Below are 23,363 nucleotides of genomic sequence, written 5' to 3'. Positions count from 1 at the left end.
TGTCACATGCTTTTCTTTTTTGTTCGCCCAATCGAAGGAAAAGCCCGGCATTCCTTTTTATAATGAGATTATCCAATATAAAGGAGACTGCAAAATGATGATTTTAGAAGCAAATAAAATTCGAAAAAGCTATGGAAACAAGCTGAATAAACACGAGGTGCTGAAAGGCATCGATATTCACATTGAAAAGGGCGAATTTGTCAGTATCATGGGTGCTTCCGGATCGGGCAAAACCACTTTGCTTAATGTACTGTCTTCGATTGATCAGGTGAGTCATGGAACGATCAACATTAACGGAAACGAAATGACTGCTATGAAGGAAAAGCAGCTGGCTGAATTTAGAAAGCAGCATTTAGGCTTTATCTTTCAAGATTACAATTTATTAGACACATTGACAGTGAAAGAAAATATCCTTTTGCCGCTATCGATCACGAAAATATCAAAAAAGGACGCTAATCGCAAATTTGAGGAAGTTGCAAAAGAGCTGGGGATTTATGAATTGCGAGATAAGTACCCGAATGAAATATCCGGCGGCCAGAAGCAGAGAACATCGGCCGGGAGAGCGTTTATTCATGACCCGAGCATTATTTTCGCTGATGAACCGACCGGCGCGCTCGATTCGAAATCAGCCTCTGATTTGTTAAACAAGCTAAGCCAGCTCAATCAAAAACGCAGCGCCACGATTATTATGGTCACTCACGATCCGGTTGCGGCCAGCTACTGCGGCAGAGTCATTTTTATTAAGGACGGGCAAATGTATACCCAGCTGAATAAAGGAGGCCAAGACAGGCAGACGTTTTTCCAGGATATCATGAAAACGCAAGGCGTGCTGGGCGGGGTGCAGCATGAACATTAATCAGCTCATTCTGCGAAATCTGAAAAAGAATCTTCGGAATTACTATCTGTATGTGTTTGCGTTAATTTTTAGCGTGGCGCTTTATTTCGCCTTTGTCACGCTCCAATATGATCCTGCGATTGACGAAGTAAAGGCTTCAATCAAGGGAGCCGCGGCCATTAAAGCTGCTTCGATTTTGCTTGTCGCTGTAGTGACGATTTTTATTTTATATGCAAATACGATATTTATTAAAAGACGGAGTAAAGAAATAGGGCTGTTTCAATTAATCGGAATGACGAAGCATAAAATCTTCCGCATCTTAAGTGCAGAAAATATCATGCTGTATTTCGGCTCTTTAGCCATCGGGGTAGTGGCCGGGTTTTCAATATCAAAGCTTGTGCTCATGATCCTGTTTAAAATTGTCGATGTCGAAACTGAGGCGAAGCTGCATTTTTCTGAGCAAGCCTTGGTTCAAACGATTATAGTGTTCTGCGGCATTTACCTCTTGATCATGATGATGAATTATATGTTTATCAAAAAACAAAGTATTTTATCTTTATTTAAAGTGGCGTCTTCCACTGAAGATAAGGTGAAGAGAATATCATTTTTCCAAATGCTGATCGGCGCTTTAGGCATCGTGCTGATTTTGACAGGATACTATGTGTCTTCTGAGCTGTTTGGCGGAAAATTTAAGACCATTAACGAACTGTTTGGCGCGATGAGCTTTATCTTGGGGACTGTTATTATTGGGACGTTTCTCTTTTATAAAGGATCGGTCACATTTATTTCAAACATCATTCGAAAAAGCAAGGGCGGCTACTTAAATATTACAGAAGTACTGTCACTGTCATCGATCATGTTCAGAATGAAATCGAACGCGTTGCTGCTGACGATTATTACAACCGTTTCAGCGCTCGCCATCGGGCTGCTGTCACTCGCTTATATTTCGTATTACTCGGCAGAAAAAACCGCTGAACAAAGTGTAGCGGCTGATTTTTCATTCATGAATGAGAAGGATGCCAAACAATTTGAAAGCAGTTTGAGTGAAAGTAACATTTCGTATGTGAAAAAAGAAACTCCTGTTCTGCAAGCGGCTTTTGATGTCACAAATATCATGGATGGAAACCCGAAAGAAATGCAGGGGGATCCGAGTAAATTACAGCTTGCTGTTGTAAGCGACAAAGATGTAAACGGAGTCGATGTGGCGGCTGGAGAGGCGGTGTTCTCAGGATACACCGACTTGCTGCAAAAAGTAATGATTTTAAAAGACTCCGGCAGCGTGAAGGTGAAAAGCAAGCATGAAACGCAGCCATTACGCTATAAAGGATTAAGAGATGAGTTTCTTGTATCCTACACGTTTACAAACGGGGGAATGCCCGCAGTTATAGTGGATGACAGCTTGTATAAACGGCTCAACAAAGATAAAGACCCCCGCATTCAGCTCGCGCAGTCTGAATTTATCGGCATTAATGTGAAACAGGAGGACCAGCTTGAAAAAGCAAATGAGCTTTTTCAAAAGGTGAACAAGAAAGATCAGCATTTATCACGACTGGATACAGGCATTGTGCAAAAGTCACTGTTTGGTCTCGTGATGTTCATCGTCGGCTTCTTAGGATTAACGTTCCTGATTACATCAGGCTGTATCCTTTATTTTAAACAAATGGGTGAAAGTGAAGATGAAAAACCAAATTATACGATTTTGAGAAAACTTGGTTTTACGCGGGACGACCTGATAAAAGGGATACGCATCAAACAAATGTACAACTTTGGTATTCCGCTGGTTGTCGGCCTCTTCCACAGCTACTTTGCCGTTCAATCCGGCTGGTTCCTATTCGGGTCAGAGGTGTGGACGCCGATGATTGTGGTAATGGTGTTATATACTGGGCTCTACTCCATCTTCGGTTTTCTGTCTGTTCTTTATTATAAGAAGGTGATTAAATCATCGTTATGAAACAGCAAAAGCTCCAGAGATTCTGGAGCTTTTTGTTTATCGTTTTGGCGCCCGGTAACCTGCGGCTTCAGCTTCTTCAACTGAGCAAAACATTTCAGCCGGATCAGTTGTCCTGTCGTAGTATGTACTGCCTGGCGTGTGGTAGATGCCGTTTTTGCTTCCTTTAATATTACAGCCTTCTGCTGTGTCAGCTGCTTTGGCTTCATCAGCTTGATTGGTATGGCTTGAAGAATTTCCAGTGTCTTCGTAAGAACTTGCAGTTTGGCTTTTCGCCTCTTTTAATTGCTTTTCAAGCTTTGTTTTATCTTGTCGGAGTGTTTCATTTTCAGCCTTTGCCGTTTTTGTATCTTCTTTGAGCTGTTTTTGATTGTCTTGAAGCTCTTTCATCTCCGCTTTTAATGATTTTTGCGTCTTTTTTAGTTCACTATTTTCTTTTTCAAGCTGCTTCAGCTTGTCTTGATCTTCTGTGCTGTCTTTTAATGTCTTTGCTTCAGTGCTGACAGATTTGTATTCTTTTTCAAGTGCTTCATGCTCTTTTGTGAGACTTTGATATTCGGCGTTTAAAGCTGAATATTTTTTCTCCGCATTTGCAGCAGCAGCATCAGGCTCTGACAGTCCTGCTCCGGTGAAGAGCAGCACCAGGCCTCCTATCAAAAGCGGCCAAAAAAGTTTCTTAGAAAAACGTTTTTCTTTTTTCAGCACATATCTGACGAGGTGATACAATCCATAGCTAAGCGAAATGAGACATGCAAGAAAACCTAAGAATGCTAATGCCATTTCCATAAAATGACCCCTTTTTCTATTTATTTTACATTTTCCGAACAATATGTGTTAGATTTTTTTACGCTCATCAGTTGAAAAATGTGAGGTAGACAGATAGAATGAATGTGCTATGATCACTCGATTCGTACGGAGCCGTTTTAGGTTTCGTTTTTTTCATGAGCTTTTTTAGGTAAGAAAGGGGGATGAGTATGCCGCGTGCTCTTAAAATTTTAATCATTGGAATGTTTATTAATGTGACGGGGGCTTCTTTTTTATGGCCGCTGAATACGATTTATATTCATAATCATTTAGGAAAGTCATTAACAGTAGCCGGGCTTGTTCTGATGCTGAATTCCGGCGCCAGTGTGGCTGGTAATTTATGCGGTGGTTTTTTGTTTGATAAAATCGGCGGCTTTAAATCGATTATGCTTGGGATTGCTATTACGTTAGCAAGTTTGATGGGTCTTGTCTTTTTCCATGATTGGCCTGCCTATATTGCGCTGCTGACGGTTGTGGGCTTTGGATCCGGTGTTGTTTTTCCGGCCAGCTATGCAATGGCTGGAGCAGTGTGGCCTGAAGGGGGAAGGAAGGCATTTAATGCGATCTATGTCGCGCAAAACGCGGGGGTGGCCGTCGGCTCAGCTCTTGGCGGTGTCGTGGCGTCTTTCTCGTTTTCCTACGTATTTATGGCGAATGCCGTATTGTATCTGATCTTTTTCTTTATCGTATATTTCGGATTTCGAAATATTCAGACGAAGGATGCGTCTCAAACATCCGTGCTTGATTATGATGCTGTGAACGGCAAAGCGAAATTTGCCGCGCTGATCATATTAAGCAGCGGCTATGTACTAGGCTGGCTTGCTTATTCTCAATGGTCTACCACGATTGCTTCGTACACGCAAAGCATGGGAATATCTCTTTCCTTATACAGCGTGCTGTGGACAATTAACGGAATTTTAATTGTGATTGGCCAGCCGCTTGTCAGCTTTGTCGTAAAAAAATGGGCGGAGTCGCTGAAAGCGCAAATGGTCATCGGTTTTATCATTTTTATACTGTCCTACAGCATGCTGCTGACGGCAAAGCACTTCCCGATGTTTCTGGCTGCCATGGTGATTCTGACTATCGGAGAAATGCTTGTTTGGCCAGCGGTGCCGACGATTGCCAATCAGCTTGCGCCTAAGGGGAAAGAAGGCTTTTATCAAGGCTTTGTCAACAGCGCGGCGACAGGCGGCAGAATGATTGGCCCGTTGTTCGGCGGTTTGCTTGTCGATCATTTTGGCATCCGGGCTCTTGTTTTATCTCTATTGGTTTTGCTGCTGATCAGTATTGCCGCAACGCTTTTATACGACAAACGGATAAAACCGGCAAAAGAAACAAATAAGCAAGCCTCAATCTCTTCATAATAAAAGATCCCGCTGATGAGCGGGATCTTTTTACATGACCGGAAGAACGTTAACGGCATCCTTTACATTTAAAAATGTTTTCAACGATGAAAAATTAGCATCCAAACCATTCATTTTCATAGCCAATTCGGGCTTAATGCCGGTAATGATTAATTCGGTCCCCGTCAATTTCAGCAAATGGCTCAGCTTGAAAATCTGATCGGCGGTTTGTTCGTTCACTTGGGCTAATCCGGATAAATCGATAATTAAATAATCATCCTTGGATGTTGTTAGAATTTTCGTCAATGTGCAGATAATGGAATTGAATCGCTCCTCAGTCAGGTTTCCGACTAGCGGAAGAGCTGAAATGCCGTTGCGTATCGGGACAATAGGCGTTGAAAGTGCAGTGATTTCTGTGAGGGAATCCTCGAGAAGCTTTTCATACTCTTTTTGCTGGGTGATGTCTTTTTGGATGCCGACAAAATAGGTCTTGCCTTCAGTCTCAAGCGGATCAATATTCAATTCATTCCAGAACATTGTTCCGTCTTTTTTGTAGTTTTTGATCTGCACGGTAACAGGCTCTTTATATTGTAAAGCGGTTCTGATCGTGTCCACTTCAGCGGGATCTGTGTGTTTCCCCTGTAAGAATCGGCAGTTCTTTCCTAAAATCTCCCCGGCTTCATAACCGGTCATTTGAACAAAGCCATGATTTACGTAGACAATAGGATGATCTTCGAGCGCGGGATCTGTAATGACCACACCGACTCGCGCATGATCAAGCGCTTTTTTGATGACTTCCAGCTGTCCTTGCATGCCAAATGATTGAAAACTAGCCATTTAAATCCCCCTTAGGCTGTCATCTTACTGAACGAAAGCCTGATTTTCCCCTTTTTTAAATGAATTCTACAGTAACCCTAGCATAACGTATGTTCTGATTCAAGCAAGCGCAGTTTGTTGTTTGTCATCAAGGCTTGTCCTCGTATACACTAAAATAAGAACAGAGATTGAACATATGACCGGAAGCAGCTAAATGAGTGACTAGGTAAATGTCACTGGGGGAAAAATGAATCCAATGCATCAAGCTTATCGATCATGTGTTCACATATAATGGAAGAAACAAGCTTTTTTCAGATTTGCCAGTATGTAGATATCGAAAATCATCGGAATCGTTTAAGGGGGCTGGATGGCCTGAAGTCGCTTTACGAAATAAGGGCTTTAGGAAGGTGATGATGAAGATGCTGCATCAGGTACTTATTGCTTGTGTAATTGGAGGAATCATGGGGATTCTCGGTCATGTGAAAAAGAGAGGCAGGCTGGAGAAACCCAGAATGACGAAGCGGTTTATCTACCTTGGATTTTTGGAAGATTGGTTTATCGGAATGACAGCTTCCATTTTACTTGTATTATCCGCTGACCCCGATTCAGGAATTCAACTTGTCATCTTATCGATTATCTCAGGCTACGGCGGTGAAGCTGTTCTCAGAAGTTTTGACTTTGTGAGAGAAATGAACAGCGGCGGCGACCCAGCCGAGTCCAAACGTCAAACCAAAACTCCACCCGAATAATTGTCCTCAATCTTCGCCCGTTCAGGGTACATTCCCATTGTATACAAACCTGCTTGCACTTATGAACAGAATTCTATAAAATACAGTTAAGATTACGGTTGCGATAAGAACAATGAAGAGGAGCAGTAAGAAGCAGATATTGTTGCAGAGAGTTGACGGCTGGTGAAAGTCAATCAAGTTTGTTTCCGAACTCACCTCAGAGTTGCAGCGGTGAAAAGCCGCTGACGCATAACTGCGTTAAAAGTATCAAGTGAGTGCGGCGTATGCCGCGCTAACGAGGGTGGTACCGCGGGAAAACGAAAGTCTCTCGTCCCTTTTTGGGATGAGGGAGTTTTTTTTAGTTTGGGAATATTCTGAATATAGTTCGCTCCTTCCCGTCAATACTTGAACCATAAACGCCGTATTCAATTAGAAGGAGGTTTTTACTTTGAGTTTTCAGCACAAAGAGATAGAAAAGAAATGGCAAACATACTGGCTTGAAAACAAAACATTTGCCACTCTTGATCATAATGAAAAACAAAAATTTTACGCGCTGGACATGTTCCCTTATCCGTCAGGAGCGGGATTGCACGTCGGCCATCCTGAAGGATACACAGCTACAGATATCCTGTCCCGCATGAAGCGCATGCAGGGCTATGATGTCCTTCATCCGATGGGCTGGGACGCATTCGGCCTGCCGGCTGAGCAATACGCGCTTGACACAGGGAACGATCCAGCTGTGTTTACGAAGCAGAATATCGACAATTTCCGCCGTCAAATTCAGTCGCTTGGTTTCTCATATGACTGGGACCGTGAAATCAATACGACTGACCCTGAATACTATAAATGGACGCAATGGATTTTCTTAAAGCTATACGAAAAGGGCCTTGCTTACGTTGACGAAGTGCCTGTAAACTGGTGCCCGGCTCTCGGTACGGTTCTCGCCAACGAAGAAGTCATTGACGGCAAGAGCGAACGCGGCGGCCATCCGGTAGAGAGACGTCCGATGAAGCAGTGGATGCTGAAAATCACCGCTTATGCGGACAGGCTTCTTGAAGACTTGGAAGAGCTTGACTGGCCGGAAAGCATTAAAGATATGCAGCGCAACTGGATCGGCCGTTCTGAAGGCGCTCACGTTCATTTTGCTATAGATGGACATGATGAATCCTTTACGGTGTTTACGACAAGACCAGACACGCTGTTTGGCGCTACATACACGGTACTTGCCCCGGAACATGCATTGGTGGAAAACATCACAACGGCTGAGCAAAAAGAAGCTGTTGAAGCATATATCAAAGAAATTCAATCAAAGAGTGACCTGGAGCGTACTGATCTTGCGAAAACAAAGACAGGCGTATTTACAGGAGCTTATGCGATCAATCCTGTAAACGGAGAGAAATTGCCGATCTGGATTGCGGATTACGTTCTTGCATCATACGGAACAGGTGCTGTCATGGCTGTTCCAGGACACGATGAGCGTGATTTTGAATTCGCCAAAACATTCGGCCTTCCGGTGAAGGAAGTTGTGAAAGGCGGAAACGTTGAGGAAGCGGCGTACACTGGCGACGGCGAGCACGTGAATTCTGATTTCCTGAACGGCCTTAACAAACAGGAAGCGATTGAGAAAGTGATTGCTTGGCTGGAAGAAACGACAAACGGCGAGAAAAAAGTGACGTACCGTCTGCGCGATTGGCTTTTCAGCCGCCAGCGTTATTGGGGCGAGCCGATTCCGGTCATTCATTGGGAAGACGGAACATCAACGGCTGTGCCTGAAGAGGAGCTGCCGCTGATTTTGCCGAAAACGGATGAAATCAAACCGAGCGGAACAGGCGAATCACCGCTTGCGAACATTAAAGATTGGGTGGAAGTCACAGACCCTGAGACAGGGAAAAAAGGAAGAAGAGAAACGAATACGATGCCGCAATGGGCGGGAAGCTGCTGGTATTTCTTGCGCTACATTGATCCGCGCAATCCGGATCAGCTGGCATCACCAGAGAAGTTGGAAAAATGGCTTCCGGTTGATATGTATATTGGTGGCGCAGAACATGCCGTGCTCCATCTTCTGTATGCCCGCTTCTGGCATAAGTTCCTGTATGATATCGGCGTAGTGCCGACGAAAGAACCGTTCCAAAAGCTGTATAACCAAGGAATGATTCTCGGCGAAAACAACGAAAAAATGAGTAAATCGAAAGGGAACGTTGTCAACCCTGACGAAATCGTTGCCTCTCACGGTGCTGATACGCTCAGATTGTACGAAATGTTCATGGGACCGCTAGATGCTTCAATCGCTTGGTCTGAATCAGGATTAGACGGCGCGCGCCGCTTCCTTGACCGCGTATGGCGCCTGTTTGTAGAAGACAACGGTGAGCTTAACGGCAAAATCGTTGACGGCGCAGGTGAAACATTGGAGCGCGTGTATCATGAAACAGTCATGAAGGTCACAGACCATTACGAAGGTCTTCGTTTCAACACGGGTATATCCCAGCTGATGGTCTTTATCAATGAAGCATATAAAGCAACAGAGCTGCCGAAGGAATATATGGAAGGCTTCGTGAAGCTTCTTTCTCCTATTGCGCCTCACTTAGCGGAAGAGCTTTGGGAGAAGCTCGGCCATGTCGGCACGATTGCATATGAAGCTTGGCCTGTTTATGATGAAACGAAACTTGTGGATGATGAAGTTGAAATCGTTGTTCAGCTGAACGGCAAAGTAAAAGCGAAATTACTGGTTCCTGCCGATGCGACGAAAGAACAGCTCGAACAGCTTGCTCAAGCCGATGAAAAGGTCAAAGAGCAGCTTGAAGGCAAAACGATTCGAAAAATCATCGCAGTGCCTGGCAAACTCGTCAATATTGTGGCAAACTAAGCCTAGAAAAATCCCCTTTGCGAAAAGGGGATTTTTCTAAATCAGTCTCGAAATAGCAATCGTCCAGCTGACTTTGATATACTAAAACATGATCATTGTGAATGGGAGTGTTTTCTTTGGAAATAAAAGAAATCAGCACAGCCGCTTTGAAAGAAAAAATTGAGGCGGACGAAGAATTATATTTGATTGATGTCAGAGAAGATGAAGAGGTTGCGGAAGGCATGATCCCGCAAGCCGTTCATATTCGCATGGGGGATATTCCTGAAAAAATGGACACCCTTGATAAAGACAAAGAGTACGTGTTTATCTGCCGCTCAGGAATGCGCAGCATGAATGTCTGCAGGTACTTGGATGAACAGGGCTTTAAAACAGTCAATGTCGAAGGCGGCATGATGGCTTGGGAAGGCGAAACAAAACCAAAAAACTAGGGGAGAGCGGTCCCCTAGTTTTTTATTTGTACGACGGAAGCCAATCGCCGTGCGCTTCAAATAAATCGTCGCACATGGAGATGATGTCATTCAAGGAAAGCTCCGCGCTTGTATGCGGATCAAGCATTGCGGCCTGGTAAACCGCTTCTTTTTTTCGTGTGACAGCGGCTTCAATTGTCATCAGCTGTGTATTAATATTCGTCCGGTTTAGGGCTGCGAGCTGCTCAGGCAGTTCTCCGGCGAAGCACGGGGTCACTTTTTTTCTGGCGGCGACGCATGTCACTTCCACAACGGCTTTTGAAGGAAGGTTGGTGATCAGTCCTGTGTTCAAGACGTTTCCTCCGAAGGTGAATGGCTCGTTCGTTTCCATCGCTTCGATTATTCTTGAACCATATTCCTTTGAACGTACGTGCGTAAGGTGTTTATTGTTGACGATATCATCCCGCATTTTCTCCCAATTTTGAATCTGCTTGACGCACCTTCTCGGATATTCATCTAGCGGAATTTGCAGCTCGCTGATCAGCTCAGGGTAATTCCGTTTAATAAAGAACGGGTGATACTCTGCGTTGTGTTCGGATGATTCCGTGACATAATAGCCGAACTTATCCATCAATTCAAACCGCACCATATCATGATGCTTTGTTTTTTGTTTTTCTTTTGCTCTCCTTTTAATTTCAGGATAGAGATCTATACCGTCTTTTTTGACTTCCAAAAGCCAGGCCATATGATTGATTCCCGCGATGCGTTCCTCAATTCCGTCATGCTCCATTCCGAGAGATTTGAATAAATCCTTCGTGCACACTTGAACACTGTGGCAGAGCCCGATTGTTTTAATATTTGTATAGCGGAGCAGTGCGCCTGTAAGGGAGGCCATTGGATTTGTATAATTTAAAAACCACGCATCTGGGCACATGTCTTCCATATCCTTTGCGATATCAAATAAGACGGGGATGGTTCTGAGTGATCTGAAGATCCCGCCGATGCCGACTGTGTCGGCAATCGTTTGGCGCAACCCGTACCGTTTCGGAATCTCAAAATCTATGACAGTGCTCGGTTTATATCCTCCAACCTGAATGGCATTGATGACATAGCTTGCGTTCTGCAAGGCAAGTTTTCTGTCATCGTAGCTGTTGATCGCCACACTCGGGTTATAGCGGTCTCGCAGATTTTCGAGCATGAGCTGGGATTCCTGCAGGCGTTTGGGGTCAATGTCGAAAAGAGCGAATTCAAAGCCATTTAGTGCTTCCGTTAACAGGCAGTCTCCTAATACATTTTTGGCGAAAATGGTACTCCCTGCACCGATAAATGTAATCTTTTTCATATTGCTTCCTCCTTTAATGTTATCCCTTTACCGCTCCGGATGACAGGCCGGCAATGAAATATTTCTGCAGCGCCAAAAACAGAACAATCATCGGCAACATTGCCATAAGAGCCGCTGCGGCAACTAAATGCAGATTGTTGGCGTTTTCTCCGAAAAACCCTGCCATGGCGACTGTTAATGTCTGAACCTTTTGATCTTGTAAAAAGAAAATCGCAAATTGATAGTCGTTCCATATAAAGACACAGGAAATAATACAGATGGTCGCTGTGATCGGCTTAAGCAGAGGAAACACGATCATAAAAAAGATTTTCAGCATGCCCGCGCCGTCAATTTTTGCAGCTTCTTCAAGCTCTTTTGGAACTGTTGATCGGATAAAACCTGAATACAGGAATATGGTTAACGGCATGTAAGCCGCTGTATTGATGAAAATGGCGATGGCGTGTGTATTCACCATTCCGGCATCCACGACCATTTGGTATAAAGGCACCATGGACGTTAGCGGAGGGATGATCATAATGGAAATGAGCAAGGCGAAAACCGCTTTATTCAGCTTTGTTTCCCGCCGGGCAAGTGGGTAGGCGGCAAGTGAGCCGAATATGATCAATAACAAGGCGGAAAAGCCTGTGATGATGATGGTGTTTATAAAAGAGTTTCCAAGTGAAGCGCGCTCCCATGCCTCTGAAAAATTGCGGAAGGAGATATCGCCTGGAAACATCCATTTCGAACTGTAGTCTCCCTTTGCTTTTAATGAGGTGGTCAGCAGAATGTAAAAAGGAATAAAATGCGCACAGGCCACAATGGCGGCAAGAAGTGTAACGATCCGCAGATTTTTTGAACGGGCGGTTTTCATGACATTTCCGTCTCCTTTCTTTTAAAATACGCAAGCGCACAAAAGCTGATGATCAAAATGACAAATGCCATCAATATGCCTTGCGTTGCGGCATAGCCGGCATCCTGCCGTTTGAAATACAAATCATACATAAACGTGGACATGGATTGTGACGCATTCCCAGGGCCGCCAGCGGTGAGCGCGATAATGACGTCAAACAGCTTTAAGCCTCCAATGATGTTGATGACCATATTAATCGTTATTGAGGGCATTAACAGCGGCAGTGTAATGGTGAAAAACTGCTGGACTGGTTTCGCACCATCCATTTGCGCGGCTTCATAGTAATCCTTCGGAATGCTTTGCAGGCCGGCTAAGTAGACAATCATAGCGATCCCGACATATTGATAGGTGTTAATCAAAACGATGATCCAGGGATTCAGTGTTGGACTGGCGAGCGCATTGATCGGGCTGATGCCGAAGACACCGAGCAAATCGTTGAGCGCGCCTCCGTCATAGGAGAAGAAAAAGTACCAAATGTATCCCATAATGAGCGGACTGATCATCACAGGCAAATAGACAACGGTTCTTGTTATCGCTTTCATTTTGATGCTTTGATTTAGAAGCAGGGCGTACAAGAGTCCGACCGCATTTTGGAAAAAGGTGCTGCCGAGCCCGTAAAGCAGCGTGTTTTTTAGAATGTGCCAAGTGTCAGGGTCAGTAAACAGCCTTTCATATTGCGCGAATCCCACCCATTGGTAGACTTGCGAAAAGCCGTTCCAGTTTGTAAAGGTGATCATTGCGCCTTTCATAAACGGATAAATCATAAAGATCAGAACGGAGAGTAAAGCAGGAGTGTACATCCACCAAAGTGAGGTCTGCTTTTTTGGCTTAACCTGTTTTACATGAACGTCCCTTGCGATCTCACTCATTGTTTTCAGCTCCCTGTGTTTCCGATTGCTCCCGGAGTCGTTTATATTCTCTTTTCAGCTTTTGCGAAATCTCTTGAGGCGTCAAAATATCAGCCGCAAGTTCCTGCCCGGCTGTCCCCAGGACGTCCCACATTCCGTTAGGCAAGTATAAACGATCGAAGTAAGGTTCGACTTTGACATTTTGATAATGCTCATAGTCATTTGCATAGTAAATATCAGCTTTCACATTGGTCAGACCCGAGGGAAGCGAGGTGGCTTCAGCCATTTGTTTGGCATTAGCGGGACGTGCCATAAATGAAATAAATTCTTTTGCTTCTTTTAGATGAGGTGAGTCTTTCCATGCTGCGAGCGTATAGCGTTCACCGCCGATCCATATCGGGGCATCTCCGGCATGTATCGCAGGTGTGGGGATAATGCCGACCTCGACGTTTGGATTGATTTGGGCAACATCGTGGCCGAGTGTGCCGCCTTGCATCGTAAAGGCGATTTTGTTTTGGGCCATTAATTCAATGAGCTGAGATTTTTTTGCGGTTACAGCGTCGATATTGATCAGTTTTTCTTTCTGCATTTGTTTAAGGATGTCTGATAAATAAGTGAATTTGCTCCACTGAAAGGTGCCGTTAATGAGCTGTTTTTTTTCGTTGTGGGCGGGATCTGTAATGAGAAGAGGTGTAGCGAATTGGTCGTAATATTGGGCGAATGAGCTTTTGTCATATCCGGCAAACCAGAAGGGAACAATCTTTCCCTTGCTCTTTTCTTTAATCGTTCTCAGTGCTTTCATAAAGTCATCCATCGTTTCCGGCGGGTCAATGTCGTAACGGTCTAACATATTGCGGTTATACGCCAGTCCGTCTTTTGCCTGATTGATCGGATAGGCATACACCTTTCCGCTTTTATTTTTGAGAATGCTGTTTAAATGTGGATCGAGGTTTTCAGTCCATTTCATATCCCGGAGGTCTGCTGTATATTCTCCGTACCTGATTTTCCCCCAGCCATGTGTATCAAAAAGATCAGGCAAATCATTGGCAGCCATTCTGACACGCATCATATTTTCATAGTCATTGCCTGGGAAATGAAGGCTGACACGAATGTCACTGTGTTCCTTTTCAAACGCTGCCGTAAGTTTTCTGAACGTATCTCTTTCACTGTCCGTTGACATTGTAGAATAAATGGTTAACGTCTTTTTTGCGGTGTCCGCTGAGCTTTTCTCTGCTGAACAGCCGGGCAGAATAAGCAGAATAAGAGAGAGAAATAAAACAAAAGTGTGTTTCATCTTTTCCTCCTTATCATCATGATTAATGCTTGCTTATGTCACCTCCTTAGCTGGACATCCGCAGCTTTGTCTTACGATTAAAGTGGTGGGCAGGGTGACGCGGTGGGGAAGGGTTCGGCCATTGAGGCGGTCCAGCAGCAATTTTACGCCTGTCCGGCCCATTTCCTCTGTGTATACCTTCACTGTCGTTAAAGGCGTGCTGGCAAATTCAGATTCTTCAATCCCGTTAAAGCTGACAATCGCTGTATCCCGCGGCACCTGCAGTCCGGCTTCCTGAAGCGCTTTTAACGCGCCGATCGCCATGGAATCGCTTGCGATAAAGAATGCGTCCGGCAGATGGCCTTGAGCGATTGCTTTCTTCATCAGGCGATAGCCCTCACGCATGCTGTATTCTCCGACCAGCACATGCTCAGGCTGGGGCGCGGCGGACTTCAAAAAGACAGTCAGGCGTTTGTCTTCGATGGTTCTGCGAATGCTTTGGCCATCCTTCAGCGTATGCTCTTTTTCTTGCCCGCCAATGTAGCCTAGCCGTTTGTAGCCTAGATTGAAAAGGTGATCAATCGCTTGGCGTGAAGCCGCTTCAAAATCGATGCCAATCGAATCGTACGCTTGAGGATCAGGAGAGTGATTGATAAATACGGCATGCTCCAGCCGTCCGCTGATGTGCGTAACGGCTTCATCATGAACTCGGCCGATGACAATGACACCATCCAGTTCCCGCAAGATATGCTCTTGAAAGGAACCGAGATGAATCGAATTTGTAATGAAGATTTCCTGTTCAAAGCATTCCTTTTCAATGCCTTTGCGAATGGAAGAAAAATAAGGGTCCTGCCGTTCCTGATCGGGGGACAGGCAGCTCAGTACGCCGATCAGCGGCTGAGTCCGCTGTTTTTGTCTGCGGGATTTCCGGCGTTTGGCAACTGTTTGATAGCCGAGCTCTTCAGCGATATGGATGACTCGTTGTCTCGTTTCGCCCGCAACAGAAAGCGACTCATCTTCATTTAAAATTCTGGAAACAGTCGCGCTGGAAACTTTAGCTTTCAAGGCGATATCTTTAATCCGAACCATAGGTATCCCTCTCATCTATTTAGTAAAATATGAACTCATCTGTTTTTGATAAATTGATACTATCATATCGAAGTAAGCGGTTACAATAACTGTTTTCGGAAAATTTTGTTATATTTACTTAATATTTAGTAAACGATGCGATTTGTAAAAATAAAGGGGGAAACCAGATCTGCCTCTTAAATGTGAAGTAAGCGAAGGAAACATCATTGAAACGCCCCTGCTTGATGTAAACGGATATGAAAAGGTGTCTGCATATTACAGTCATAAGGCATGGAGCTGTCCGGTTTTTGCAAAAGTAAAAAATCGAAACTGGGGGCTGTTTTATGTTAAAACGGTCTTTTTGTTTTCTTTTACCTGGCTGACATCAATTGATGCTTTCTTCTATTGACAGAAACAAGTGAGAACAATAATATTCTAATTGTTAACATTTTTTATAATCGGTTAACATTTTAACTGGGAAGCACCACATGTTCTTCAGTGATCAGTGAAAGGGCGGGAAGGGATGCAAGAAGAAACATTTTATCGTGTCAGAATGAATCAAGTGGGGGTATGAGAATGAAATGGATGGAACTCGCAGACCGGGTGCTGGCCGGAGCAGAAGTGACAGACGAAGAGGCGCTTTCGATATTAAACTGTCCAGATGAAGATATTTTGCTTTTGATGCATGGGGCTTTTCACATCAGAAAACACTTTTACGGAAAAAAAGTGAAGCTCAATATGATTATGAATGCCAAATCAGGGCTCTGTCCGGAAAACTGCGGCTATTGTTCACAGTCCGCGATTTCGAAAGCGCCGATTCAGTCTTACCGGATGGTGAATAAGGAAACGCTTCTTGAAGGCGCAAAGCGGGCGCACGATCTGAATATCGGCACATATTGTATCGTGGCAAGCGGCAGGGGGCCGTCTAACAGAGAAGTGGATCAGGTCGCAGATGCGGTGCGGGAAATGAAAGAGACATATGGACTGAAGGTTTGTGCGTGTCTAGGACTGTTAAAGCCTGAGCAGGCGAAACGGCTGAAGGAAGCTGGAATAGACCGCTATAATCATAATTTGAATACGTCACAGCGAAATCATTCAAACATCACGACTTCACATACATACGATGACAGGGTTCATACGGTTGAAATGGCAAAAGAATCGGGTCTGTCTCCATGTTCAGGCGCCATTATCGGAATGAAGGAGACGAAACAGGATGTCATCGATATCGCAAAAAGCTTGAAGGCCCTTGACGCGGATTCCATTCCGGTGAATTTTTTGCATGCGATTGACGGCACGCCATTAGAAGGTGTCAACGAACTCACTCCGCTGTACTGTTTAAAAGTGCTGGCGCTGTTCCGTTTTATCAATCCGTCAAAAGAAATCCGTATCTCCGGAGGAAGAGAGGTCAATCTCCGCTCATTGCAGCCATTAGGCCTTTACGCCGCAAATTCCATTTTTGTCGGAGATTACTTAACAACTGCCGGACAGGAAGAGACGGAGGATCATAAAATGCTGAGTGATTTGGGCTTTGAAGTTGAATCAGTCGAAGAAATGAAGGCTGGTTTAATGGCGAAAAGCTGAGAGAATCCATAAGCAATCGGTGTGATGTCTGTCGCCGTATTTGCAGTATACGCTCCTCGTGCTTTCGCTCTCTCTTTTTCCAGCGTCAGCTGATCTGCTGTTCATATGCGGGTTGTTTATGCCGTACTGCTGAAAGTCGGGCGGCAAGACGGTGAGCCAGGAGACGCCATAGTTATCTGGAGAGCGGGGCGAAAATGATTTCTCTATCATAACGCTGTTCCAAACGGAATAGATTGATAGAGAAAGGAGAGCGGATAAGATGCTGAAGGTGGCGGTATTTGATGAAGAGCATGAAAAAGACTTGCAGACAGAAATCAATTCATTTTTAAAAGGGATATCGGAGGAGCAGCTGATTGATATCAAATATACGGTGTCGGCGGCGTGTGACCCAGACGGCGAGCAGCTTTACTGTTTTTCCGCCCTTATTTTATATCGCAAATAAAAAGATCTTCCCGCAGGTGCGGAAAGATCTTTTTTGTTAATAAGCCTTTTTTACTCTTGGACTTCTCGGTTTATCGATTTTCTTCGCTTTTCTGATCTCTCTTCGTTCTTTTGAGAGTGATTTATAGAGAGAGGCAATCATCAGCAGAATGACGATAGAAAATGGCAGTGCTGCCAGAATCGCTGTGTTCTGCAAAGCGGCAAGCCCGCCGGAATATAGGAGCACAGCCGCCACGGCGGACTGAATGATCCCCCAGCTGAGTTTCACAGAATTTGCCGGATTTAAAGAACCGTAGGACGTCTGCATGCCCAGCACGAATGTCGCTGAGTCAGCAGATGTGATAAAGAATACAGCGATCAGAACCAACGCAAGGATCGATGTCACCATTGTCAGCGGATAGTGATCAAGTGTTCCGAACAGCATCGTTTCAGTTGAAAGCTTTGCTATATCGAATGTGCTTTTTTGCTGAAGATCCATGGCTGATACGCCGAAAATAGAGAACCATAGAAATGCCAAAATACAAGGTGTCACCAAGACGCCGATTAAAAATTCGCGGATCGTCCGGCCTCTGGATACACGGGCGATGAAAATGCCGACAAACGGGGACCAGGAAATCCACCATGCCCAATAGAAAATCGTCCAGTCATTAATCCACTCGCGTTTTTCGGGGTCGTTCGGTGTCAGTCTGAAGCTCATTTGAACGATATTTTGAATGTATTGTCCGATAGAATCTGTAAATGAGTTCATGATCAGCACAGTCGGACCGACAACGAGCATAAACAGCATTAACAGTCCTGCCAGAACCATGTTCGTGTTGCTCAAATACTTAATGCCTTTTCCAAGTCCGCTCCACGCAGAAAGCAAAAAGAGCACTGTCACAATGACAATTAAAATAAGTTGAACCACAAAGCTATTCGGAATGCCGAATAGGTAATTCAAACCGCCGTTAATTTGGGTCGCACCGAGCCCAAGACTTGTCGACACCCCGACAACAGTTGCGAAAACAGCGATGCAGTCAATTAATTTGCCGATCGGGCCGTTTGCTCTATCGCCGAGAATCGGTGACAGCGTGCTGCTGATTAATCCGGGAGCGCCTTTGCGGAATTGGAAATAGGCGATGCATAATGCCACAATGGCATAAATGGCCCAAGCGTGCAAACCCCAGTGGAAAAACGTATAGCGGAGCGCATCTCTGAAAGCTTGGGGCGTTTCTGTTTCACCTGATGGAGAGCTAATTGCGTAATGGCTGATCGGTTCAGCCGCACCGTAGAATACTAAGCCGATTCCCATGCCTGCGCTGAACAGCATGGCAAACCATGTTAGTAACCCGAATTCCGGTTTTTCATCGGGTTTTCCGAGTTTGATTTTTCCAATCGGGCTGAAAATAAAAAAGAGACAGAACCCGACAAACAAAGAGACAACTAAAAGATAATACCAGCCAAATGAATTGGTAATAAACGCTTGTGCAGATTGAGACACATTTTGCAGGCTGTCGGGAGCAATAACGCCCCACAATACAGCTGCGGCTGTGATGGAAATCACAATCCAAAATACACTGGATATATGTTTCAAATACTCTCACCCTCTAATTTTTTGTGTGCGCTTATATTTTGCTCGGAAACTTAGTATGGCCGTACGCAGGCAGATCATCCTTCTCTTAAAATTACCCCGCAATCAGGTGAAACAAAACATGTCCCGCCCTATCATGAATGCGGAGAAGTTCAATGATTCATAGTGTGAAAAGTAATGGTTAAGAACGGGCGAATTGTCCGGCATTGAGTCCTGCGAGTCTGCCTGTGACAAGGGCTGACGTAATATTGTACCCGCCTGTGTAGCCGTGGATATCCAAGATTTCGCCGCAAAAATACAAGCCCTCCATTTTTTTAGAAGCCATCTTTTTCGGATCAACTTCTTTTACAGATACCCCGCCACCCGTGACAAAAGCCTTGTCAAGAGACAGTGTGCCGTTTGCGAGAACGGTAAATTGCTTGCAGTCCTTTACAAATTGTCTGAAAGGGTCCTTCGGCAGCTCAGAAAACGATACGTTCGGAGAGATGCCGTTTTTTTCAAGCAAGAAGAGGAGATAGCGCTCCTGCATCCAAGGCTTCAGCACGTTTTTAATCGTTTTTTTCGGTGCGTCCTTTAGCTCTTTATACATCTTTTGGAATAGCGTTTCTTCATTAATATCCGGATACAAATCAATCTTGATTGGCACTTGGGGCTGTTTTTTCAGCTCTTTCACCACAAATTGGCTGCATCTGAGAATGGCGGGGCCTGAGAGGCCGAAATGCGTAAACAGCATGTCCATTTTATGTGTGATGATCGGTTTGCCTTTTTTATTTAACACACTGACAGCGGCATCTCTTAGTGATAAGCCCTGAAGTATTTTTTGCTTAATAAACTGCTCGCCAGATGTGACGGGAACCTCTGTCGGAAACAGCTCTGTTATCGTATGGCCTGCGGCTTCAGCCCATTCATAGCCGTCTCCGGTGCTTCCGGTATGAGGCACACTTTTACCGCCGACAGCGATAATGACTGCCTGACTATGGATCATTTCGCCGTTATTTGTCACAATCCCTGCTGCGCGCCCATCTTCATATATAACAGACTTAATCTTCTCATTCGTTCTGATCGTTACGCGCAGCTGTTTCAGCCTGTTTAACAATGCGTCAACGACACTTTGGGCTTTGTCTGTCACAGGAAACATCCTGCCATGATCCTCTTCCTTCAATTGAATCCCGAGATTTTCAAAAAACTTGATAATGTCTTCATTACTAAATTCAGAAAACGCGCTGTATAAAAAACGCCCGTTGCCGGGGATGTGTTTAATAATTTCATCCACAGGAAGGCGGTTCGTCACATTGCAGCGGCCGCCCCCGGAAATCGCGAGTTTCCGTCCCAATTTATTTCCTTTATCTATCAGCAACACGTGAGCTCCCTGTTCTCCTGCTGCAATCGCAGCCATCAAGCCTGAAGGGCCTCCTCCGATTACGATAACGTCAAATTGTTTCATCTTTATCATCAACTTTCTTTTTCCATTTCGTGTGCGAACGCTCTGTCCGCAGTACTATTATAGCGAAAGACAGACTCTCCTTAAACGTCTTTTGCAGTGAAACTGAATGTTCACAAGTTTGCTTTTGTATTTATTACCGTCTAAATGCCTAGTTGTGGTAAAATAGAAAAGTTGAATCTTCGTAGAAAATGGTGATGAAGAAACATGTCAAGCAAACTGTTAAGAGGCACGTTTGTGTTAACGCTCGGTACGTATATATCGCGAATTCTGGGAATGGTCTATTTAATTCCCTTCAGCATTATGGTCGGGGCGACAGGCGGTGCGTTATTTCAATACGGATACAACCAATACACTTTATTTTTGAATATCGCTACGATGGGCTTTCCCGCTGCTGTTTCAAAATTTGTTTCCAAATATAATTCCAAAGGGGATTATGAAACAAGCCGAAAAATGCTCAAGGCGGGTATGTCTGTTATGCTCGTCACAGGAATGATTGCCTTTTTCATTCTGTATTTATCCGCTCCGTTGTTTGCGGAAATATCGCTGGGCGGCAAGGACAATAACGGCCTGACAATAGATCATGTCGTTTATGTCATCCGCATGGTCAGCTTAGCGCTTTTGGTCGTGCCAATTATGAGCCTTGTCCGCGGATTCTTCCAAGGGCATCAAATGATGGGGCCGACAGCTGTTTCCCAAGTTGTTGAACAGATTGTCCGCATCATCTTTTTATTGAGTGCGACATTCTTAATATTGAAGGTGTTCAACGGCGGTCTTGTCATCGCTGTCGGTTATGCGACCTTCGCAGCGCTGATCGGCGCCTTCGGGGGACTGATCGTGCTGTATATTTATTGGAACAAACGGAAGAGCAGCCTGCTGGCAATGGCGCCGAATACGGGGCCGACAGCAAATTTAAGCTACAAGAAAATGTTTCTCGAGCTGTTCAGCTATGCCGCTCCGTACGTTTTTGTCGGACTGGCCATCCCTTTGTACAACTATATTGATACAAATACGTTTAACAAAGCGATGATTGAAGCCGGCCATCAAGCCATCAGCCAGGACATGCTGGCGATTCTTACCCTGTATGTGCAGAAGCTTGTCATGATCCCGGTTTCGCTTGCAACTGCTTTCGGCCTGACATTAATTCCAACGATTACTGAATCGTTTACAAGCGGAAATTATAAACTGCTGAATCAGCAGATTAATCAAACGATGCAGACGATCCTGTTTTTAATTATTCCTGCTGTTGTCGGGATCTCTGTATTGGCTGGGCCGACATATACGTTCTTTTACGGATCTGAAAGCCTTCTACCTGAACTTGGGGCAAACATTCTGTTTTGGTATTCCCCGATTGCGATTCTGTTCTCTTTATTTACGGTCAACGCAGCCATTTTGCAGGGCATCAATAAACAAAAATTTGCGGTTGTCAGCCTTGTCATCGGTGTTGTGATCAAGCTTGTGCTGAATGTTCCGCTGATCAAGCTGATGCAGGCTGACGGCGCGATTTTAGCGACGGCGCTAGGTTATATCGCTTCACTTTTATATGGATTTATCATGATTAAACGTCATGCAGGCTATTCGTATAAGGTATTAGTCAAACGGACTGTATTGATGCTGGTTTTGTCCGCCGTTATGGCTGTAGCCGTGAAAATCGTGCAATGGTTATTAAGTTTCTTTATTTCCTATCAGGATGGCCAGCTTCACGCTGCGATTGTTGTGGTGATTGCGGCCGCTGTTGGCGGAGCTGTCTACCTGTATTGCAGCTACCGGTTAGGATTTTTGCAGAAAATATTAGGACGCCGTTTGCCGGGATTCTTAAAAAGAGGCAAACATGCCGGCTGATGAACAAAATATGATACAATAGAAGGCTCGCATGCTGCGGGCTTTCTTTTATAAAGGAGAGATTGGGAATGAGACTTGATAAGCTGCTTTCCAATAGCGGGTATGGTTCCAGAAAAGAAGTCAAAGCTGTTGTGAAGGCGGGGGCCGTCATGGTCGACGGCAAACCGGCCAAAGATGTAAAGGCGCACGTTGATCCTGATACGCAGGAGGTTACCGTATACGGTGAACCGGTTGATTACCGCGAGTTCATTTATTTGATGATGAACAAACCGCAGGGAGTGCTGTCGGCGACTGAGGACAGCCGTCAGCAAACAGTGGTCGATCTGCTGACGCCGGAAGAGATGAGATTTGAGCCGTTTCCAGCCGGCCGGCTTGATAAAGATACAGAGGGCTTTTTGCTGCTCACAAATGACGGCCAGCTCGCACACAGGCTCCTTTCGCCTAAAAAGCATGTTCCAAAAACGTATGAAGTTCACTTAACATCACAGATTTCACGAGAAGACATCTCCGATTTGGAAGCTGGTGTTTACATAGAAGGTGGCTATAAAACAAAGCCGGCAAAAGCGGAAATCAAAGCAAACGATAACGGCAATACCGTGATATACCTGACGATTACAGAAGGTAAATACCATCAGGTCAAGCAGATGGCAAAGGCTGTCGGCAATGAAGTGATTTATCTGAAGCGGCTTTCGATGGGACCGGTTGCCTTGGATCCCGCTCTGGAGCCGGGAGAATACCGTGAGCTTACAGAAGAAGAACTTCATTTGCTGAAAGACCCGCAGGCATGAAAAAATCCCGCATTTCGATGCGGGATTTTTTTTATATATAAGCACACAAAAACAAGGCTTAGGAGATTCTGCGCCCTGCATCTATCAGGCCGCACACAGGCGGCCATATGTAATTTTGCAATTTAAGAGGTAATTTTTACTTTCTTTCTCGTTGTCTCCCACTTGCCACGGCTTGGACTATGAACAAGATCATTGTATGCCAACACATTTAAGTCTCTTTGAATCGTTCTAGGTGTAATGCCGAATTCGTCAACCAGTTCCTGTGTTGTCACAAGACCTTTTTCTTGGATAAACATGTAAACAGATTTGATTCGAGTTAGCATACGGTTTGTTGAAGGTTTCAAAAAACCACTCCCTATCATAAGATCGGATGGACTTGACTAACCACAACTCACGACTATCAACTGCGTACGAAATAGCAACTAAGGCAGACATCTAAAGTTTTTAGATAATTCGCCCTCATTATACACGAAATCGCAGTGATGAATCTAGGGATAACTCCTATTAATTTTTTCCAATACGAGCTGGGCAGCCAT

General features: G+C 44.7%; 20 protein-coding genes and 1 other annotated feature. Of the genes, 10 read left to right on the top strand and 10 right to left on the bottom strand.

Annotation, left to right across the window (positions count from 1 at the left end):
- Positions 1-94 precede the first annotated feature (94 nt).
- The gene (bceA, locus tag G4P54_RS15440; protein ID WP_167873140.1) at positions 95-856 is read left to right on the top strand and encodes a bacitracin ABC transporter ATP-binding protein BceA; all 762 of its coding nucleotides are present in this window, start codon (positions 95-97) and stop codon (positions 854-856) included.
- Complete coding sequence (bceB, locus tag G4P54_RS15435; protein ID WP_167873139.1) at positions 846-2,786, top strand: bacitracin ABC transporter permease BceB; 1,941 nt, start codon at positions 846-848, stop codon at positions 2,784-2,786. Before bceA ends, bceB begins: the two co-directional genes overlap by 11 nt.
- Before the next feature lie 36 nt (positions 2,787-2,822).
- Here bceB and G4P54_RS15430 read toward each other — a convergent pair whose 3' ends face one another.
- Positions 2,823-3,569: a sunset domain-containing protein gene (locus tag G4P54_RS15430; protein ID WP_167873138.1), complete on the bottom strand. Its 747-nt coding sequence runs from the start codon at positions 3,567-3,569 to the stop codon at positions 2,823-2,825.
- A 188-nt stretch (positions 3,570-3,757) separates the two neighbouring features.
- Between G4P54_RS15430 and G4P54_RS15425 the strand changes: the two genes are divergently transcribed.
- Complete coding sequence (locus G4P54_RS15425; RefSeq protein ID WP_167873137.1) at positions 3,758-4,951, top strand: MDR family MFS transporter; 1,194 nt, start codon at positions 3,758-3,760, stop codon at positions 4,949-4,951.
- A 30-nt stretch (positions 4,952-4,981) separates the two neighbouring features.
- On the opposite strand, the gene ytvA is transcribed toward G4P54_RS15425, so the two are convergent.
- Positions 4,982-5,767 (bottom strand): YtvA family blue-light photoreceptor, encoded by a 786-nt coding sequence (ytvA, locus tag G4P54_RS15420; RefSeq protein WP_167873136.1) that lies wholly within the window; start codon positions 5,765-5,767, stop codon positions 4,982-4,984.
- A 392-nt stretch (positions 5,768-6,159) separates the two neighbouring features.
- Between ytvA and G4P54_RS15415 the strand changes: the two genes are divergently transcribed.
- From G4P54_RS15415 to G4P54_RS15405, 3 genes are all read left to right on the top strand, one after another.
- Positions 6,160-6,495 (top strand): DUF4257 domain-containing protein, encoded by a 336-nt coding sequence (locus G4P54_RS15415; RefSeq protein ID WP_024714660.1) that lies wholly within the window; start codon positions 6,160-6,162, stop codon positions 6,493-6,495.
- A gap of 103 nt (positions 6,496-6,598) precedes the next feature.
- Positions 6,599-6,813: a binding site (T-box leader), on the top strand.
- 109 nt (positions 6,814-6,922) lie between these two features.
- On the top strand, positions 6,923-9,337 hold the full coding sequence (gene leuS / locus G4P54_RS15410) for a leucine--tRNA ligase (protein ID WP_167873135.1): 2,415 nt from the start codon (positions 6,923-6,925) through the stop codon (positions 9,335-9,337).
- A 116-nt stretch (positions 9,338-9,453) separates the two neighbouring features.
- Positions 9,454-9,765 (top strand): rhodanese-like domain-containing protein, encoded by a 312-nt coding sequence (locus G4P54_RS15405; RefSeq protein ID WP_003237998.1) that lies wholly within the window; start codon positions 9,454-9,456, stop codon positions 9,763-9,765.
- A gap of 22 nt (positions 9,766-9,787) precedes the next feature.
- On the opposite strand, the gene melA is transcribed toward G4P54_RS15405, so the two are convergent.
- From melA to G4P54_RS15380, 5 genes are read right to left on the bottom strand one after another with little or no spacing between them, the layout of a single operon-like run.
- The gene (gene melA / locus G4P54_RS15400) at positions 9,788-11,086 is read right to left on the bottom strand and encodes an alpha-galactosidase MelA (RefSeq protein ID WP_167873134.1); all 1,299 of its coding nucleotides are present in this window, start codon (positions 11,084-11,086) and stop codon (positions 9,788-9,790) included.
- A gap of 19 nt (positions 11,087-11,105) precedes the next feature.
- Positions 11,106-11,936, bottom strand: a complete 831-nt coding sequence (locus tag G4P54_RS15395; RefSeq protein WP_167873133.1) for a carbohydrate ABC transporter permease — start codon at positions 11,934-11,936, stop codon at positions 11,106-11,108.
- Complete coding sequence (locus G4P54_RS15390; protein WP_167873132.1) at positions 11,933-12,844, bottom strand: carbohydrate ABC transporter permease; 912 nt, start codon at positions 12,842-12,844, stop codon at positions 11,933-11,935. The genes G4P54_RS15395 and G4P54_RS15390 overlap by 4 nt, the downstream gene beginning before the upstream one ends.
- Positions 12,837-14,117 (bottom strand): ABC transporter substrate-binding protein, encoded by a 1,281-nt coding sequence (locus G4P54_RS15385; protein ID WP_167873131.1) that lies wholly within the window; start codon positions 14,115-14,117, stop codon positions 12,837-12,839. Before G4P54_RS15385 ends, G4P54_RS15390 begins: the two co-directional genes overlap by 8 nt.
- Before the next feature lie 33 nt (positions 14,118-14,150).
- Positions 14,151-15,185, bottom strand: coding sequence for a LacI family DNA-binding transcriptional regulator (locus G4P54_RS15380; protein WP_167873130.1), 1,035 nt, complete (start codon positions 15,183-15,185; stop codon positions 14,151-14,153).
- 555 nt (positions 15,186-15,740) lie between these two features.
- On the opposite strand from G4P54_RS15380, the gene bioB reads away from it, so the two are divergent.
- A complete protein-coding gene (bioB, locus tag G4P54_RS15375; RefSeq protein WP_205781565.1) occupies positions 15,741-16,745 on the top strand; it encodes a biotin synthase BioB in 1,005 nt (334 codons plus the stop codon).
- 259 nt (positions 16,746-17,004) lie between these two features.
- Complete coding sequence (locus tag G4P54_RS15370) at positions 17,005-17,187, top strand: sporulation protein Cse60 (RefSeq protein WP_003223398.1); 183 nt, start codon at positions 17,005-17,007, stop codon at positions 17,185-17,187.
- A gap of 36 nt (positions 17,188-17,223) precedes the next feature.
- On the opposite strand, the gene opuD is transcribed toward G4P54_RS15370, so the two are convergent.
- Positions 17,224-18,759, bottom strand: coding sequence for a glycine betaine transporter OpuD (opuD, locus tag G4P54_RS15365; RefSeq protein WP_167873128.1), 1,536 nt, complete (start codon positions 18,757-18,759; stop codon positions 17,224-17,226).
- Between the two features lie 178 nt (positions 18,760-18,937).
- Positions 18,938-20,200 carry a BaiN/RdsA family NAD(P)/FAD-dependent oxidoreductase gene (locus tag G4P54_RS15360; protein ID WP_024714651.1) on the bottom strand — a complete coding sequence of 421 codons (1,263 nt, stop codon included), beginning with the start codon at positions 20,198-20,200 and terminating at the stop codon, positions 18,938-18,940.
- A 204-nt stretch (positions 20,201-20,404) separates the two neighbouring features.
- On the opposite strand from G4P54_RS15360, the gene murJ reads away from it, so the two are divergent.
- Both murJ and G4P54_RS15350 read left to right on the top strand, forming a co-directional pair.
- Positions 20,405-22,039 carry a lipid II flippase MurJ gene (murJ, locus tag G4P54_RS15355; RefSeq protein WP_167873127.1) on the top strand — a complete coding sequence of 545 codons (1,635 nt, stop codon included), beginning with the start codon at positions 20,405-20,407 and terminating at the stop codon, positions 22,037-22,039.
- A 68-nt stretch (positions 22,040-22,107) separates the two neighbouring features.
- Positions 22,108-22,827 (top strand): pseudouridine synthase, encoded by a 720-nt coding sequence (locus G4P54_RS15350; RefSeq protein WP_167873126.1) that lies wholly within the window; start codon positions 22,108-22,110, stop codon positions 22,825-22,827.
- 122 nt (positions 22,828-22,949) lie between these two features.
- Here the strand turns inward: G4P54_RS15350 and G4P54_RS15345 are convergent, their stop codons facing one another.
- Positions 22,950-23,171: a DeoR family transcriptional regulator gene (locus tag G4P54_RS15345; RefSeq protein WP_003152337.1), complete on the bottom strand. Its 222-nt coding sequence runs from the start codon at positions 23,169-23,171 to the stop codon at positions 22,950-22,952.
- Between the last annotated feature and the right edge of the window lie 192 nt (positions 23,172-23,363).

The sequence above is a fragment of the Bacillus tequilensis genome, from assembly GCF_012225885.1.
GTDB classification, from domain to species: domain Bacteria; phylum Bacillota; class Bacilli; order Bacillales; family Bacillaceae; genus Bacillus; species Bacillus tequilensis.
Note: the sequence above shows the minus strand (reverse complement) of the source record. Positions and strands in the feature narration are given on the sequence as shown.

What these genes read in the sequence shown, in the direction of transcription:
- G4P54_RS15380 (WP_167873130.1), bottom strand. Translation starts at nt 15,185, where the DNA reads ATGGTTCGGATTAAAGATATCGCCTTGAAAGCTAAAGTTTCCAGCGCG.
- bioB (WP_205781565.1), top strand. Translation starts at nt 15,741, where the DNA reads ATGAAATGGATGGAACTCGCAGACCGGGTGCTGGCCGGAGCAGAAGTG.
- melA (WP_167873134.1), bottom strand. Translation starts at nt 11,086, where the DNA reads ATGAAAAAGATTACATTTATCGGTGCAGGGAGTACCATTTTCGCCAAA.
- G4P54_RS15360 (WP_024714651.1), bottom strand. Translation starts at nt 20,200, where the DNA reads ATGAAACAATTTGACGTTATCGTAATCGGAGGAGGCCCTTCAGGCTTG.
- G4P54_RS15350 (WP_167873126.1), top strand. Translation starts at nt 22,108, where the DNA reads ATGAGACTTGATAAGCTGCTTTCCAATAGCGGGTATGGTTCCAGAAAA.
- bceA (WP_167873140.1), top strand. Translation starts at nt 95, where the DNA reads ATGATGATTTTAGAAGCAAATAAAATTCGAAAAAGCTATGGAAACAAG.
- ytvA (WP_167873136.1), bottom strand. Translation starts at nt 5,767, where the DNA reads ATGGCTAGTTTTCAATCATTTGGCATGCAAGGACAGCTGGAAGTCATC.
- G4P54_RS15425 (WP_167873137.1), top strand. Translation starts at nt 3,758, where the DNA reads ATGCCGCGTGCTCTTAAAATTTTAATCATTGGAATGTTTATTAATGTG.
- G4P54_RS15415 (WP_024714660.1), top strand. Translation starts at nt 6,160, where the DNA reads ATGAAGATGCTGCATCAGGTACTTATTGCTTGTGTAATTGGAGGAATC.
- G4P54_RS15430 (WP_167873138.1), bottom strand. Translation starts at nt 3,569, where the DNA reads ATGGAAATGGCATTAGCATTCTTAGGTTTTCTTGCATGTCTCATTTCG.
- bceB (WP_167873139.1), top strand. Translation starts at nt 846, where the DNA reads ATGAACATTAATCAGCTCATTCTGCGAAATCTGAAAAAGAATCTTCGG.
- murJ (WP_167873127.1), top strand. Translation starts at nt 20,405, where the DNA reads ATGTCAAGCAAACTGTTAAGAGGCACGTTTGTGTTAACGCTCGGTACG.
- G4P54_RS15390 (WP_167873132.1), bottom strand. Translation starts at nt 12,844, where the DNA reads ATGAGTGAGATCGCAAGGGACGTTCATGTAAAACAGGTTAAGCCAAAA.
- G4P54_RS15370 (WP_003223398.1), top strand. Translation starts at nt 17,005, where the DNA reads ATGCTGAAGGTGGCGGTATTTGATGAAGAGCATGAAAAAGACTTGCAG.
- G4P54_RS15385 (WP_167873131.1), bottom strand. Translation starts at nt 14,117, where the DNA reads ATGAAACACACTTTTGTTTTATTTCTCTCTCTTATTCTGCTTATTCTG.
- G4P54_RS15395 (WP_167873133.1), bottom strand. Translation starts at nt 11,936, where the DNA reads ATGAAAACCGCCCGTTCAAAAAATCTGCGGATCGTTACACTTCTTGCC.